12 protein-coding genes are annotated in these 14330 nt (G+C 62.1%); 9 read left to right on the top strand and 3 right to left on the bottom strand.

Going from position 1 to position 14330, the window contains the following annotated elements; genetic code table 11:
- Positions 1-119: 119 nt before the first annotated feature.
- From HF949_RS06315 to HF949_RS06330, 4 genes are all read left to right on the top strand, one after another.
- Positions 120-1148 (top strand): ABC transporter substrate-binding protein, encoded by a 1029-nt coding sequence (locus HF949_RS06315; protein ID WP_292899130.1) that lies wholly within the window; start codon positions 120-122, stop codon positions 1146-1148.
- Positions 1149-1221: 73 nt separating this feature from the next.
- Positions 1222-3453, top strand: coding sequence for an ABC transporter permease (locus HF949_RS06320; RefSeq protein WP_292900027.1), 2232 nt, complete (start codon positions 1222-1224; stop codon positions 3451-3453).
- Positions 3450-4514 carry an ABC transporter ATP-binding protein gene (locus HF949_RS06325; protein WP_292899132.1) on the top strand — a complete coding sequence of 355 codons (1065 nt, stop codon included), beginning with the start codon at positions 3450-3452 and terminating at the stop codon, positions 4512-4514. Before HF949_RS06320 ends, HF949_RS06325 begins: the two co-directional genes overlap by 4 nt.
- Positions 4511-5338, top strand: a complete 828-nt coding sequence (locus tag HF949_RS06330) for an inositol monophosphatase family protein (RefSeq protein WP_292899134.1) — start codon at positions 4511-4513, stop codon at positions 5336-5338. The genes HF949_RS06325 and HF949_RS06330 overlap by 4 nt, the downstream gene beginning before the upstream one ends.
- A gap of 5 nt (positions 5339-5343) precedes the next feature.
- On the opposite strand, the gene HF949_RS06335 is transcribed toward HF949_RS06330, so the two are convergent.
- Genes HF949_RS06335 through HF949_RS06345 form a run of 3 tightly spaced genes read right to left on the bottom strand, consistent with a single transcriptional unit; the run spans position 5344 to position 8844 of the window.
- Positions 5344-6660, bottom strand: a complete 1317-nt coding sequence (locus tag HF949_RS06335; RefSeq protein ID WP_292899136.1) for an aspartate aminotransferase family protein — start codon at positions 6658-6660, stop codon at positions 5344-5346.
- Positions 6661-6686: 26 nt separating this feature from the next.
- Positions 6687-8000, bottom strand: a complete 1314-nt coding sequence (locus HF949_RS06340; RefSeq protein WP_292899138.1) for a glutamine synthetase family protein — start codon at positions 7998-8000, stop codon at positions 6687-6689.
- Positions 7990-8844 (bottom strand): MurR/RpiR family transcriptional regulator, encoded by an 855-nt coding sequence (locus HF949_RS06345; RefSeq protein WP_292899140.1) that lies wholly within the window; start codon positions 8842-8844, stop codon positions 7990-7992. Before HF949_RS06345 ends, HF949_RS06340 begins: the two co-directional genes overlap by 11 nt.
- Before the next feature lie 117 nt (positions 8845-8961).
- On the opposite strand from HF949_RS06345, the gene HF949_RS06350 reads away from it, so the two are divergent.
- Genes HF949_RS06350 through HF949_RS06370 form a run of 5 tightly spaced genes read left to right on the top strand, consistent with a single transcriptional unit; the run spans position 8962 to position 14328 of the window.
- Positions 8962-10743, top strand: coding sequence for a branched-chain amino acid ABC transporter ATP-binding protein/permease (locus HF949_RS06350; protein WP_292899141.1), 1782 nt, complete (start codon positions 8962-8964; stop codon positions 10741-10743).
- 31 nt (positions 10744-10774) lie between these two features.
- Complete coding sequence (locus HF949_RS06355; RefSeq protein WP_292899142.1) at positions 10775-11929, top strand: ABC transporter substrate-binding protein; 1155 nt, start codon at positions 10775-10777, stop codon at positions 11927-11929.
- Between the two features lie 10 nt (positions 11930-11939).
- Positions 11940-12656 carry an ABC transporter ATP-binding protein gene (locus tag HF949_RS06360; protein ID WP_292899143.1) on the top strand — a complete coding sequence of 239 codons (717 nt, stop codon included), beginning with the start codon at positions 11940-11942 and terminating at the stop codon, positions 12654-12656.
- On the top strand, positions 12656-13549 hold the full coding sequence (locus HF949_RS06365) for a branched-chain amino acid ABC transporter permease (protein WP_007006903.1): 894 nt from the start codon (positions 12656-12658) through the stop codon (positions 13547-13549). Before HF949_RS06360 ends, HF949_RS06365 begins: the two co-directional genes overlap by 1 nt.
- Entirely contained in the window at positions 13546-14328 is a 783-nt protein-coding gene (locus tag HF949_RS06370; RefSeq protein ID WP_292899145.1) for an N-formylglutamate amidohydrolase, read from the top strand. The genes HF949_RS06365 and HF949_RS06370 overlap by 4 nt, the downstream gene beginning before the upstream one ends.
- Positions 14329-14330 lie beyond the last annotated feature (2 nt).

The raw sequence follows: 14330 nt of genomic DNA on the forward strand, positions 1-14330 counted from the left end.
GTATCAAATTACCTTGCCTTATGAAATTTTTATATCACGACCATTGACAGCTCCTTCAAGTCGGAAGAACATTGCACACGTGTGCAAAATAAATCCGATAAGCACCAAGGGAGGGTTTCATGAAGAAAAACTATCTGGCGACGGTGGCGCTGGCGGCAGGTTCCGTTCTGGCGTCGCAGGCCGTGGCGAATGCGGACGAGTTGAATCTGATCTGCTCGGCTGATGTGGTCATCTGTGAACTGCTCGTCGAAAAGTTCGAGGCCGAGCACGATATCGACGTTTCCATGGTGCGGCTGTCTTCCGGCGAGGCCTATGCGAAAGTGCGCGCGGAAGCGCGCAATCCGAAGACGGATATCTGGTGGGGAGGAACCGGCGATCCGCATCTTCAGGCGGCGGCCGACGGGCTAACCATGGCCTACAAGTCGCCAATGCTGGATGAGCTCCTGCCGTGGGCGGTCAAGCAGGCCGAGAGTGCCGACTACAAGACCGTTGGCGTTTATTCCGGCGCGCTTGGCTGGGGCTACAACAAGGAATTTCTGGCCGACAAGGGCATCGAGCCGCCCAAATGCTGGGCGGATCTGCTGAACCCGGCGCTGAAGGGTGAAATCCAGGTGGCGAACCCGAACTCCTCGGGCACGGCCTACACTGCGCTTGCCACGCTCGTCCAGCTCATGGGCGAAGACGAGGCATTCGAGTTCCTCAAGAAGATGAACGATAATGTGTCGCAATACACCAAGTCGGGCTCTGCGCCGGTGAAGGCGGCTGCTCGCGGCGAAACCGGGATCGGCATCGTCTTCATGCATGATGCGGTCGCCCAGGCGGTCGAGGGCTTTCCCATCGGTGTGGTCGCGCCCTGCGAGGGAACGGGTTACGAGATCGGCTCCATGTCGATCGTCAACCGTGCACGCAACGAAGAGGCTGCCAAGACATGGTATGACTGGGTGCTGAAGGCGGATGTGCAGTCGCTCCTGAAGGATGCCAAGTCGTTCCAGATCCCGTCAAATGCCTCTGCAGAGGTTCCGGAGGAATCGCCGAGCCTCGATGAGGTCAAGCTGATCGACTACGACTTCGTGACCTATGGCAGCTCGGACAAGCGAAAAGCGCTGCTTGAGCGTTGGGATCGCGAGATTGGTGCCATTGCCAACTGATCCAGCGCTCGCAAGCCTCGGGTTTCATCGGGGGTGAAGCCCGAGGCGCCCCTCACGGACAGGACTGCACATGATGACGCGCGAAAACCGTCGGCTCGACGTGACGTTCGGGCTTGGCCTTGCCGCTATTTGTCTTCTGCCATGGTATCGGGTTGAGGGCGGGTTTTTCTCACTGCAGTGGGTGGGGGAGATGGCAGGCGAGCCGGACCTCTATCCCGGCCTGTTGCAACTCTTTACGGGTCGTTCCTGGCTCCTGATCGCTTTCATCCTGTTCGCGGCAGCAATTGCAACACGGATTGCCATGCCCGCCGGAAAGCTGCGCGGCGGGCGACTGGCGCTGATCGGTGCAGTCGGTACCGGATTCATGATCCTGCAGGGGCTTGCCATCACGCTGTGGGGGTGGGCCTGGGGCGTGAGCGAAACGCTGTTCGGGCCCCTTGATCCGGGGCAACCGGCCTTTGGCGCGGGCGCGGTCATTCTCTCGCTGGGCTTTCTGGCCCTCATCGCCTACGGACTGGCCGAACGCGGCGCGATGAAGGGAGACGCCTTCACGGTCGGCTCCATCATCCTGCTGATCGCACTGGTGGGCGTTTTCGTCTTCTATCCGATCATCTCCATGCTTGTCGGCTCCTTCCAGGATTTCGACGGCTCCTTCAACCCGAACGGCTTCATCCGAAACATGCAGGATCCGGCTATCTGGAGCCTTGACTGCGTGGTCGGCGGGGCGCGGTGCGGCGTGGCCTGGCGAACGCTCTTTCTGGCGGTGATGACGGCAACCGCCTCAACAGCGCTTGGCCTTGCCTTCGCGCTGGTGGCAACCCGCACGGGCTTTCCCGCAAAGAAGGGCCTCAGGCTTCTCACGGTTTTGCCCATCATCACGCCGCCCTTCGTCATCGGTCTTGCTCTGACCATGATGCTCGGCCGTTCGGGGCTCGTGACCGGATGGATCGAGGCGTTTACGGGCATCGAGCTGGGGCGCTGGCTTTATGGCCTGACCGGCATCTGGATCGCGCAGGTGCTTTCCTTCACGCCCATTTCCTTCCTCGTTCTCATCGGTGTGGTGGAAGGCGTGAGCCCCTCCATGGAGGAGGCCTCGCAGACATTGCGGGCAGGGCGCTGGCGCACCTTCCGCAAGGTCTCTCTGCCGCTGATGGCGCCGGGGCTCGCCAACGCCTTCCTGATCGGCTTCATCGAGAGCATGGCGGATTTCGGCAATCCGCTGGTGCTGGGCGGAAGCCACGGGGTTCTCTCGACCGAGATATTCTTCGCCGTGGTCGGCGCGCAGACAGATCCGTCGCGCGCGGCGGTGCTCGCGATCATTCTTCTGACCTTCACGCTTTCCGCCTTCCTCTTGCAGAGGGTCTGGCTCGCCGGGCGCAATTTCGCAACGGTGACGGGCAAGGGAGATTCAGGCAAACACGCCGCCTTGCCCGGTCCACTCGTCGCCCTGCTTTATGCAATCGTGGTGCCGTGGATTATCTTCACGCTTGCGGTCTATGGCATGATCATTTTCGGCGGCTTCGTTACCACCTGGGGCCTCGATCACACGCTGACGCTGGAGCATTATGCGCGCGGCTTCTCGGTTGAGTGGCGCGAAGGGGCGCTGGCCTGGACCGGCGTTGCCTGGGACAGTTTCTGGACAACGATGGAAATCGCACTGATCGCCGCACCTTTGACGGCAGCCGTCGGGCTGCTGACGGCCTATCTCATCGTGCGGCAGAACTTCTTTGGCAGAAACGCCTTCGAGTTCGCGCTGATGATGAGTTTCGCCATTCCCGGAACCGTCATCGGCATCAGCTACATCATGGCGTTTAACCTGCCACCCATCGAAATGACGGGCACGGCGCTGATCCTGATTGCCTGCTTTGTGTTCCGCAACATGCCCGTGGGCGTGCGCGGCGGTGTGGCGGCGATGAGCCAGCTCGACAAAAGCCTCGATGAGGCCTCGATCACGCTGGGAGCAGGGAGCCCGCGCACGATCCGCCGGGTGATCCTGCCACTGCTTCGCCCGGCGATCATGGCGGCACTGGTTTACTCCTTTGTGCGCGCCATCACCTCGATCAGCGCCGTCATCTTCCTGGTGAGCGCCAAATACAACATGGCAACGGCCTATATCGTGGGGCTGGTGGAGAATGGCGAATACGGCATCGCCATCGCTTACTCCTCGGTTCTCATCCTTGTCATGATCACCGTGATAGGCGGGTTCCAGCTTCTTGTCGGCGAGCGCCGGTTGAGACGGGAAAACGCAGTCAGTCGCCCGGCCGCGAAGAAACGCGCCCAATCCAGCCTGGAGGCAAAGGCATGAGCAATTCGCAACGCGGTTCCGTCCGTTTTCGCAATGTGCGCAAGACTTTCGGTTCGTTCACGGCCATCCACGATCTCGATCTGGTGATCGAGCCGGGCACACTGGTGACGCTTCTGGGCCCCTCTGGCTGTGGCAAGACAACGACGCTACGCATGCTGGCCGGGCTGGAGACGCCAAGTGCCGGCACGATCGAGATCGGCGGGCATGATGTGACGCGTCTGCCGGCCAATGAGCGCGATGTGGCCATGGTGTTTCAGTCCTATGCGCTGTTCCCGCATATGAGCGTGCTCGACAATGTGGCCTACGGGCTGGAGGCCGGCGGCCAGTCGAAGGCCGAAGCGCGGGAGAATGCGCATGCGGGGCTTGCGCTCGTCGGTCTCGAAGGGTTTGGCGCACGCCTGCCGGCGGAGCTTTCCGGCGGGCAGCAGCAGCGCGTCGCCGTTGCCCGCGCGCTGGTGCTGGAGCCGCAGGTGCTTCTGCTCGACGAGCCCTTGTCCAACCTCGACGCCAGGCTTCGCCGCCGTGTCCGCACCGAAATCCGCGAGCTGCAGCAGCGGCTCGGCTTCACCGCCGTCTATGTGACGCATGATCAGGAAGAGGCGCTGGCCGTTTCCGACCGGATTGTGGTTATGGAGGGCGGGCGCATCGCGCAGGAAGGGCCGCCGCGCGAACTTTATGAGGAGCCGGCCTCCGAGTTCATTGCCGACTTCATGGGCGAGGCCAATGTGCTCGCCTGCGAGGTGCTGGACATTGCGGAGGGCCGCGCGACGGTTCAGGTGGGCGGCCTGCAGCACACGCTGCCGACACGGAAGGCGGCACGTCCCGGCCCGGCAAAACTGGCCGTCAGGGCAAATGCCATTCGCCTTGAGGCGGGCGGGGATGCCAGCCTGCCCGGCCGGATTCAGAGCTCGGCCTATCTCGGCGACCATGTCGAATATGAGGTGGAACTCGCATCCGGAACAATCTTCGTCGTCGACAATGCGACCACCGACCCCTTGCCGCCTGCGACCGAGGTTTCCATCGGCTTTCGCGATCGTGGCATAGCCTTGATAACAGCATGACAACGACCATTCAGGAGAACCGCGTGTCCCTTTCCGATACCGACCTTGCCGAACGGCTGGGTTTTGCCGAAACCATGGCAAAGGCTGCGGGGGCAGCCGCCCTCGACTATTTCACACGGCGCGATGAACTGGTCATCGAGACCAAGCGCAACCCGCAGGACCTGGTTTCCGAGGCCGACAAGAAGGTCGAAGAGCTGATCCGCGCCGAGATTGCGAAGCACTTTTCCAGTGATGGCGTGCTTGGCGAGGAGTACGGGCTGACCGAAGGCACAAGCGGCCTGACCTGGGTGATCGATCCGATCGACGGCACGAGCGCCTTCCTGAACGGCATGCCGAACTGGTGTGTTTCGGTCGGTGCCGCGATTGATGGCGAACCGGTGCTCGGCGTCATTGTCGCGCCCTGCTTCGACGAGTGCTACAGCGCCCGCCGTGGCGGTGGGGCGACGCTCAACGGAAAGCCGATCCGTGTTGCGGACCAGCTCAATCTTCGCAACGGCGTGGTGGGGCTTGGCTCCAATGATCGCGTCGAGCCGGCTGCTGCCGCGCGCATTGTGGAAAACCTTTTCGAGATCGGCGGAACGTTCATCCGCAACGGTTCGGGTGCGTTGATGCTTGCCTATGTGGCCGCGGGGCGGCTGGTCGGCTATGCGGAGCCGAGCATGAATGCCTGGGACTGCATGGCAGGTTACTGCCTTGTCAGCGAGGCCGGCGGCACGGTTCTGCCATTTCCGCGCGATGGCTTCCACGCACCGGCGCGCGTGCTCGCGGCCACCGGCGGCAGCTATGCCGAACTGGAGCAGATCTCGGCTATCGCCCAGAGCTGACGCACTTACCAGCCGGCAAAGCGTTCCAGCAATTGCGGGTCCACCTTGCCGGCTTCCACGTCGCTCAGAGCCTGATCCAGAATGGCGATCCCGCGCAGGGCTTCATCCTCGCTCATGTTCAGGGGCGGGGTGAATTCCAGAACGTTGGAATTGAGGCCCACATAGTAGATGACGAGGCCGAGCTGGAAGGCGCGGTAGACGGTGAGCGCCGTCTGCTCGATGGCGGGCGTGCGGGCTTCGCGGTCACTGACAAGCTCGACGCCGATGGCAAGCCCGTGGCCGCGCACATGGCCGATGAGGGGGTGCTTTTCCTGCAACGCGCGCAGGGCGGAAAGCATCGTGTCGCCGACCTTTGCGGCGTTGGCGACCAGATTTTCGCGCTCGATGGTTTCCAGCACGGCGAGGCCCGCGGCGGCACAGACCGGATTGCCATGCAGGGTCTGGAAGGAAAAGGTCGAGGCGTGGTTCATGATGGCTTCGGGGCCGACGACCGCCGAGATGGGCAGCCCGCCGCCAAGCCCCTTGCCGAACACGACGATGTCGGGCTCGATGCCGCTGTGTTCGAACGCGTGAAGGCGTCCGGTGCGGGCGAGGCCCACCTTCACCTCGTCGCAGACAAGCAGAATGCCATGCTTGCGGCAGAGCCTCTCGATTTCCCTGAAATAACCCGGCGGCGGCACCAGCATTCCGCCATCCGACTGGATCGGCTCGATGAAGAAGGCCGCCACTTCCTGCGGTGAGACGGAGGTGGCGAAAAGCTCTTCAATATGGGCGAGCGCTGCCTTCGATGCGGCTTCCGGGCTGCCCGAGGCATAGGAATCCGGATAGGGGACGAGGCTGAGGCCAGCAGCCTTTTCGATACCGCCCTGTGCGGGGTGCCCGGAAATAGCCACCGACCCGACCGTGCCACCGTGATAGGCACCCTTGAAGGAGATGATGCGCGGCCGGCCGGTTGCCGCAACCACCGCGCGGGCGACGGTTTCGTTCGCGTCCGAGCCCGAATGGCCGAACCAGACACGGCCGGCGGCGCGCTTCGGCACCAGCGAGAGCAGCTTCTCGGCAAGGAGGACGCTGGGCTCGTTGGCGGTGGAGAGATAGCTGGCTCCGGCCTGGTCGGACAGCGCCCGGTTGACGGCCTCGGCGAGTGCGGGGTGGCCGTGGCCGAGGCTGGCCGCCCCCCAGGAGGCGGCGAAATCGAGAAGGTTGCGTCCATCATCGCCGCGCAGCATCGAGCCCTTGCCGCCCGTCACCGCCTGCGGGAAAAAGCGCAGATGAGCGAGCGTGGAAACGCTGCGGCTTTCGCGTTCGTAGAGACCGGTCATTCTGGTTCTCCCCCCTGGGCGGCTGATCAGTAGACGGCTTCGTAGCGCGCGCAGCGTTCCGCCTCGGAGAGATCGGCGGTTTGTGCAAGCTCGCCGCGCTTGTGCTTGAGGTAGACGTCGAGCGCTTCCGCGCCAATCCACTCGGCCACGCGCGGGTTTCGTTCGAGGCGATCCAGCGCTTCACCGAGCGACTGCGGCAGACGTACCAAGCCGCGCTCGGCAAGCGTTGCTGCCGGCAGTTCGGAGAGGTCTTCTTCCGTGACCTGCGGTGCGGCAAGGCCTTCTTCAATGCCCTGTGCACCGGCGTGGGCAAGCGCTGCGAGAACCAGATAGGGGGAGGCTGTTGCATCGGCTGCCCGATACTCGAAATTATACTGTTTTGCGGCACTTTCCGCACTGGCGCTCGTCACCGGGCAGATGCGCACGGCGGCCTCGCGGTCGTGATAGCCCAGATTGTTGAAGGCTGCGCTCCAGCGGTGCGGCGTGAGGCGTGTGTACGAAATGGCCGAAGGTGCGGTCAGCGCGACAATGCTGTCCATATATTTTAGGATGCCAGCGATGAAGGAGCCGGTTTTTTCAGCCATGCCCCACGGTACGTCCGGGTCGTAGGTGGCGGGTGCGCCGTTTTCATCGACGAAGCTCATATGCACATGGACGCCATTGCCGACGCCGGCGGGATCGCGGATGGGCACGAAGGTTACAGGCTCGCCCATGCGCTCGCCGACAAGCTTTGTGACCGCACGCACCTTGACGGCGGTGTCCGCGGCGGTAACGCCGAGATCGGGCCCGTTGGTGACCTCGAACTGGTCGGCGCCATATTCTTTCAGGAAGGTGTCCGGCTTTACACCGGCCACTTCCAGCGCGGCCATGACCGTTTCGCCGAACGCGCGGTGCTTGCCGAAGCTGGCCAGACCGAAGGCTTCGCCAGGGCCCTGTGATGGATTGCGGGACTGAAATTCGTGCTCGAAGGCCGCGACAAGACGCAGGCCGGAGACATCTTCGAGCCGCTTCAGCGCGGTTTTCAGAATGGAGCGTGTGCAGCAGCTCCATGGATCGCCCTCAAGATGGAGGATGTCGCCGAGCACGAAGCGCTCGACGGGGCCCCCATCTTCGAGATCGAGCGTGACGGCCGTGTCGGCATCCGGCACGAGGATCAGATCGCCAAAGGAGCCGAAGGGGCTCTCGGCAATTGTGTCGAAGCAGGTGATCTGTACATTGGTGGGCGTCCAGCCGACGCCCTGGCGGAAGCGCTTTTCCAATTCCTTCAATGGAAAGGCCTTGCCGCGCGTCACGCCGGAAAAGTCCGAAGTGGCGGCAAACATCAAGGGATTACTGATCATCGTCGCGTGCTCCATGATCGAAGCGGAGCGAGTCCCAGGCTTCGATGCGTTTGCGGGTTTTGTCCCAGTTCGTTTCGGCAATGCGGGTCAGCATCGCCTCCATCAGCACCATGGCGCCGGAATAGCTGTCCCAGACGGTGCCGCTTTCGATGGGGGTGGCGAAGACCTCATTGGCGTGATTGGCGGCGGGCGACATCCACTTGTCGGTCAGGACAACGATCTGGACGCCGCTCTGCGCCTTGGCGCGCCGGGCAAGCTCGGCCAGATTGCGCTGGTAACGGCGATAATCCACCATGAACAGCACGTCTTTCGAACGCATGCGCAGCATGTATTCCGGCCAGATTTCCGGGTCCGCCGGCAGGTGGAAGACACCGCTGCGCACCTGGCGCAGATGGCGCGAGACGTAGAGCGCGATGGCATCGCTGATGCGCCCGCCGATCAGATAGATGTTGCGCTTTTCATCGCCAAGAAGATCGCAGACGCGCTCGAACTGCGCGCTGGTGATTGCGGATGCCGATGCCGAGATAAGGTTGACGGCGCGGGAGACGAAGTCTTCGAGAAAGTCTCCCTGAATGGGGCGGTCGCCCACATGGAGATCGAGCGGAGAGCGGTTCGCCTGCCGTATCTCGTCGATCAGATGACGCTGGAAATCCTGATAGCCCTGAAAGCCGAGCTTGGTGACGAAACGCGAGATCGAGGGCGGCGAGGTGCCGGTCTTGTTCGCGAGATCCTGGATCGTGTCCAGGCCCGCATAGGGATAGTCAAGCAACAGCGCGGTGCACAGCTTCCTTTCGGTCGCCGTGAGCTCGCTCGACAGGTTCTCCAGCCTTTGTCTGACTTGCATCGAAATCCCCTCCCAACGAAACAGACGATTTTGAAAATCATAAGTCAATATGAAAATTTCTGGTTGACTATGAAAAAATAATATCAAAGCTAGAGGAGGGGAGCAAAAGGGGAATTCATGTTCACGTCATCGCGCCAGCATTTCATTGCCGCCGCTCTCGCCATTATCGTTCTGGCGGTGGCGGGGGTTGTCGTTGCCGGTCTCTTCGGCGCTGCCGCCGAGCGCGTGCTGACGGTTTTCTTCATTTCGCTGATCGCGGTGACAGGCATCGGCGTCTATAGCGGCAATAGCGGTATCCTGAGTTTCGGTCATGTGGCCTTCATGGGCATCGGCGCCTATGTGTCGGGCCTTCTGACACTGCCGGCGGGATTGAAGATGGCGACGCTGCGGGGGCTGCCGGACTGGCTTGCGGCCACTGAGCTCTCGCTCATTCCCGCCATTGTCGTCGCGGTTCTGGTGACGGCGGTGATTGCGCTTCTGATCGGCATTGCCATCGGCAGGCTGGAAGGGTCGGCGGCGTCGATTGCGACGCTCGGCCTTCTGGTGATCGTGCATGGCGTGATCATCGGCTGGCGCGACGTGACGCGCGGCGCGCAGTCCTTTTTCGGCGTTCCGCGCGACACGACGCTGATCATCGCCGCGGTGGCCTGCGTGATCGCGCTGATCGCGGCGCGCTGGTATCGCGATTCCCTTTCGGGTCTACGCTTGAGGGCGGGCCGTGAGAACGCCATCGCGGCCAAGGCCGTGGGCATCAATGTGCAGCGCGAACGCCTCGTGTCATGGGTTCTGAGTGCCGCCATCATGGCGCTCTCGGGCGCGCTGATCGCCCATTTTCTGGGCGCTTTCAGTCCCAAAAAGTTCTATTTCCACGACACGTTCCTGCTTCTGGCGATGCTGATCGTCGGTGGTATGACCACCGTGACGGGCGCCATCTCTGGCACGATCCTGATCACGGTTATCACCGAAATCCTGCGCCGCTTTGAAAGCGGTCTTTCCATTGGCGGTTTCGAGCTGCCTGCCGTGTTCGGCACGACACAGATCGGTATTGGCCTGCTCATCCTGTTTGCCATGTTCCGCATGTCGGAAGGCGTGATGGGGCTCAAGGAATGGGAAGAGCGCGCTTTCCCGTTCAGGCCGAAGCGAGGTCGGGCCGAAGCGCTCGGCAAACGCACGAGCGACGACCTTCTGAAGGTCGAGCATGTTTCGATGCAGTTTGGCGGTCTGCGAGCGGTGGACGATGTGAGCATCTCCGTCAATCCGGGCGAAATTCTGGGCCTCATCGGCCCCAACGGCTCTGGCAAGACGACGCTTCTGAACATCATCTCCGGCGTACTGAAGCCGACCGAAGGCGATGTGGTGCTGGGTTCGAAATCGCTCACCGGCGTGGCATCGGAGAAGATTGCCGACGCCGGCATTGCCCGCACATTCCAGAACATTCGCCTATTCCCGACGCTGACCGTCTATCAGAACGTTCTGGCGGCGGCCCTTTCCACCCATGGCGGAAAGAATGCGGAGGAGCGGGCCGGTGCCGCACTCGCGCGCCTCGGCATCGAGGAACGCGCCGGCGAGGATGCTGGAACACTCTCCTATGGTGAGCAGCGCCGGGTGGAGATTGCGCGCGCACTTGCCTGCGAACCGACGCTGCTTCTGCTCGATGAACCGGCTGCCGGCATGAACCGCGAAGAGACCGACGATCTGATCGAACGGCTGAAGGTGCTATCGGCCGATCTGGGACTGGGCGTCGTGCTTGTCGACCACGATCTGAAGCTGATCAACGAACTGTGCGACCGCATTGTCGTGCTCAACGAAGGAAAGCTCATTGCGGATGGCGCCCCGGCTGCCATTCGGGAGAACCCGGCGGTCATCGAGGCATATCTCGGGCCGGGCAAGGCCGCCTGACAAACGAACAAACAAGAAAGAGGGAACTGACATGAACAAACTGCTCATATCCACACTTCTCGCCAGTGCGATGGCGTTTCCGGCTGCGGCAGAAACGCTGCGCGTCGGTGTCGCAACCGCACAGACCGGCGCACTCGCACCCTTTGATACGCCCGTGATCGATGGCATCCACATCGCCGTCGACGAGATCAACGAAGCCGGCGGCATCGACGGCAAGATCAAGATCGAGCTTCTGGAAAAGGATGTGCGTTCCGACGCGGCGCAGACCTCCATTGCCACCCAGGAACTGGTGGATGAGGGCGTTTCCGTGATCGTGCTGCCTTGCGATGCCGATCCGGCGCTTGCCGCCATTGGCGTTGTAACCGAAGCGCAGATCCCGGCCATTTCCACCTGCGCCTCCTCACCCACCCTGCCGCAGATCGGCGGCGACTACATGTTCGCCAACTTCCCCGGCGACAATGTGCAGGCAACGGTTTCGGCCAAATGGGCCTATGACGAGGGCCACCGCAGCGCCTACATCATCTATTCGCCCGACACGCAATACACGACCATGCCGCTCTACTTCGCCGAAGTGTTCGAGAAGCTTGGCGGCAAGATGCTGGGCGAGGACACGCACACGATCGGCCAGCAGGATTTCTCGGCCATCGCGACCCGCATCGCTGCGCTCGACCCGCAGCCCGACGTGATCATGACCTCGACCTATGAGCCGGATTTCCCCTCCATGCTGAAGGCGCTGCGCGCAGCCGGTGTGGAAAGCCAGATCATCGGTTCCGACGGCATCGACAGCCCGACCACCTTCTCGCTGGGTGCGGTGGCCGAAGGTCTCGTCTTCACCACGGCAGGTCATCCGACCGAGGGCAGCCCGCTTGAAGCCTTCAACAAGACATTCGAAGAGGTGAACGGCAAGGCACCGGAAACCGTGTTCAACGCGGTTGGCTACGACCTCATCAAAGTCATCGAGGCAGCGGTGATCGCGGCAGACGGTTCCACCGACGCACAGACGCTGCGCGACGCGATCGCCAATCTGGAGAACGTGCAGGGCGCAACGAGCATGATCACCTACAAGGGTACGGATGGCATGCCGCTGCGCGAGGTGAGCCTGATCCGCGTGAAGGATGGCGGACGTGAGCTGATCGGCCAGCCGACGCCGGACGCCTCGCTCATCCCCGAACCCCGCGTTCAGTGAGGTAGGACACGTGTCTGCGCTACTGACAGTCCAGTCGCTTCAGGTTCAATACGGTGCCGTCAATGCGGTGCGCGGTATCGATCTGGAGGTGCGTGAAGGCGAAATCATCGCGCTTCTGGGCGCCAATGGCGCGGGCAAGTCCTCGACGCTCAATGCGCTGGTCGGTCTGGCACCGGCCAGCGCCGGAAAAATCACCTTCAAGGGGCAGGACGTGACCGGCAGCGCGCCGGAACGTTTCGCCTCCCTTGGCATGACGTTGTCGCCCGAAGGGCGGCGGGTCTTTGGAACGCTCAGCGTGCAGGAAAACCTGCTCATGGGCGCTTATTCCATGCGGGACAAGGGCGAGATCAAGACAGCCTGGGAACGGGTCTTCGACCTTTTTCCGATCCTGCGGGAACGCCGTGAGCAGTTTGCTGGAACGCTTTCGGGCGGCCAGCAACAGATGCTGGCCGTTGGCCGCGCATTGATGAGCAATCCGCGTCTTCTCCTACTTGACGAACCGTCGCTGGGGCTCGCGCCGAAAATCGTCGAGCAGGTTTTCGAGCTGATCAGCGTTCTGCGCAAGCAGGGCGTCACGCTAATGGTCGTCGAGCAGAATGTATCGATGGCGCTCGAAATCGCGGATCGCGGATACGTGATGGCCAGCGGCCGCATCGCGGCTTCCGGTACGGCGGCCGAACTGCGCAACTCCGACACGCTGCAAGCTGCCTATCTGGGGGCCGATTAATGGATCTGTTTCTACAGCAAACCGTCAATGCCTTCGCATTGGGCGGCACTTATGCGCTGCTTGCGCTGGGCCTTGCCATGGTCTTTTCCACCATGGGGCTGATCAACTTCGCCCATGGCGAGTTGATGACGATTGCCGGCTACATTCTGATGGCCTGCGGGCTGGCGGGCGTCCCATTTGCGTTCTCCATTCTTTTGGCGATTGCGGCTGCGGTTCTGGCGGCAATTGTGATGGAACGTATTGCCTTCAGGCCTGTCAGAAACGCGTCCGGTGCGACCATGCTGGTGACGAGTTTCGCGGTCTCGATGATCTTGCAGGTTCTGTTTCAGAACTTCATTTCCGCGCGCTCGCAGGCCGTTCTGGTGCCGGAAATCCTGTCGGAAAGCGTGCGCTTCGGTGGGCTGGTGATCGGCGTCAACAAGATTGCTGCCATCGTCACCACAATCGTGATGCTGATCTTCCTCGATCGCTTCATGAAGCATCATCGCATCGGCATCGCCATGCGGGCGGCAGCGGAAGATTTTTCGGTTGCGCGCCTCATGGGTATACGCGCCAACACGGTGATTGCCGGTGCGTTCGCGCTGTCGGGCTTTCTGGCCGGCGTTGCTGCCGTGCTCTGGGTCAGCCAGCGCGCCTCGGTCGATCCGCTGATGGGATTCACACCGGTTCTCAAAGCTTTCATCGCCGCGATTCTGGGTGGTCTCGGATCGCTGCGCGGCGCCGTGGCCGGCGGCTTCCTGCTTGGTTTCATTGAAATCTATCTGGCCGCCTACCTGCCGTCCGGCATGCAGGAGTTCCGCGATCCCATCGCCCTTTGCCTGGTCGTTCTCGTGCTGATCTTCCGCCCGAACGGCCTTATCCCGTCGCCAGCCCTCAAGGCGGAGAAAGTATGAGCCTTCAAACATCTGTCGGGGAGAGCGCGCGACTCCTGTCGCCGCTCGACCCGGATCCAGTCACCATCATGCATGGCGAGAGCCGTTTTCCGGTTCTGCTGGTCTGCGAACATGCGGGCCAGATCGTCCCGCAGGCATTGCAAGGTCTGGGAATGCAGGCTGACGCGCTTAATGCGCATATCGGCTGGGATATCGGTGCAGCCGAGGTTACCCGGCTGCTCGCCGACAGGATTGGCGCAACTGCCGTGCTGCAAAGCTACAGCCGGCTGGTAATTGACTGCAACCGCCCGCCGCAAGCCCCGGACGCGATGCCGGAGGTGAGCGATGGCGTGCCGGTGCCGGGAAACCGGGGCGTGACGCAAGAAGAGCGCGCGATGCGCAGGCGGGAGATTTTCGACCCTTTCAACGCTGCCGTGAAAGAACTCCGCAGCCAGCCGCATTGCCGGGCGATCCTTTCGATCCACAGTTTCAACCCGCAGCTTCGCGATGGGGTGAACCGGCCCTGGGAAATCAGTTTCCTTTACCGCAAGGACACCGCGACATCCGAGCGCCTGCGGCAACTCGTGCTGGAGAATGCGCCGAACCTGACCATTGGCATGAACGAGCCCTACCAGATAGACGATGAGTCGGACTGGTTTGTGCCGCGCCATGGGGAAGAAAGCGGCCTGCCGCACAGCCTCATTGAAATTCGCAACGACCTCATTGCAGATGCCGCCGGACAGGCAGAATGGGCAAAGCTCATGGCCGCCGTCGTGCATCGCTTCGTAACGGAGTTATAGAC

Source organism: Nitratireductor sp., from assembly GCF_017794765.1.
Classification (GTDB): Bacteria; Pseudomonadota; Alphaproteobacteria; order Rhizobiales; family Rhizobiaceae; genus Nitratireductor.

Excerpts from the sequence above, each read along its gene's own strand:
- HF949_RS06315 (WP_292899130.1), top strand. The coding sequence starts at position 120 with ATGAAGAAAAACTATCTGGCGACGGTGGCGCTGGCGGCAGGTTCCGTT.
- HF949_RS06320 (WP_292900027.1), top strand. The coding sequence starts at position 1,222 with ATGACGCGCGAAAACCGTCGGCTCGACGTGACGTTCGGGCTTGGCCTT.
- HF949_RS06325 (WP_292899132.1), top strand. The coding sequence starts at position 3,450 with ATGAGCAATTCGCAACGCGGTTCCGTCCGTTTTCGCAATGTGCGCAAG.
- HF949_RS06330 (WP_292899134.1), top strand. The coding sequence starts at position 4,511 with ATGACAACGACCATTCAGGAGAACCGCGTGTCCCTTTCCGATACCGAC.
- HF949_RS06335 (WP_292899136.1), bottom strand. The coding sequence starts at position 6,660 with ATGACCGGTCTCTACGAACGCGAAAGCCGCAGCGTTTCCACGCTCGCT.
- HF949_RS06340 (WP_292899138.1), bottom strand. The coding sequence starts at position 8,000 with ATGATCAGTAATCCCTTGATGTTTGCCGCCACTTCGGACTTTTCCGGC.
- HF949_RS06345 (WP_292899140.1), bottom strand. The coding sequence starts at position 8,844 with ATGCAAGTCAGACAAAGGCTGGAGAACCTGTCGAGCGAGCTCACGGCG.
- HF949_RS06350 (WP_292899141.1), top strand. The coding sequence starts at position 8,962 with ATGTTCACGTCATCGCGCCAGCATTTCATTGCCGCCGCTCTCGCCATT.
- HF949_RS06355 (WP_292899142.1), top strand. The coding sequence starts at position 10,775 with ATGAACAAACTGCTCATATCCACACTTCTCGCCAGTGCGATGGCGTTT.
- HF949_RS06365 (WP_007006903.1), top strand. The coding sequence starts at position 12,656 with ATGGATCTGTTTCTACAGCAAACCGTCAATGCCTTCGCATTGGGCGGC.
- HF949_RS06370 (WP_292899145.1), top strand. The coding sequence starts at position 13,546 with ATGAGCCTTCAAACATCTGTCGGGGAGAGCGCGCGACTCCTGTCGCCG.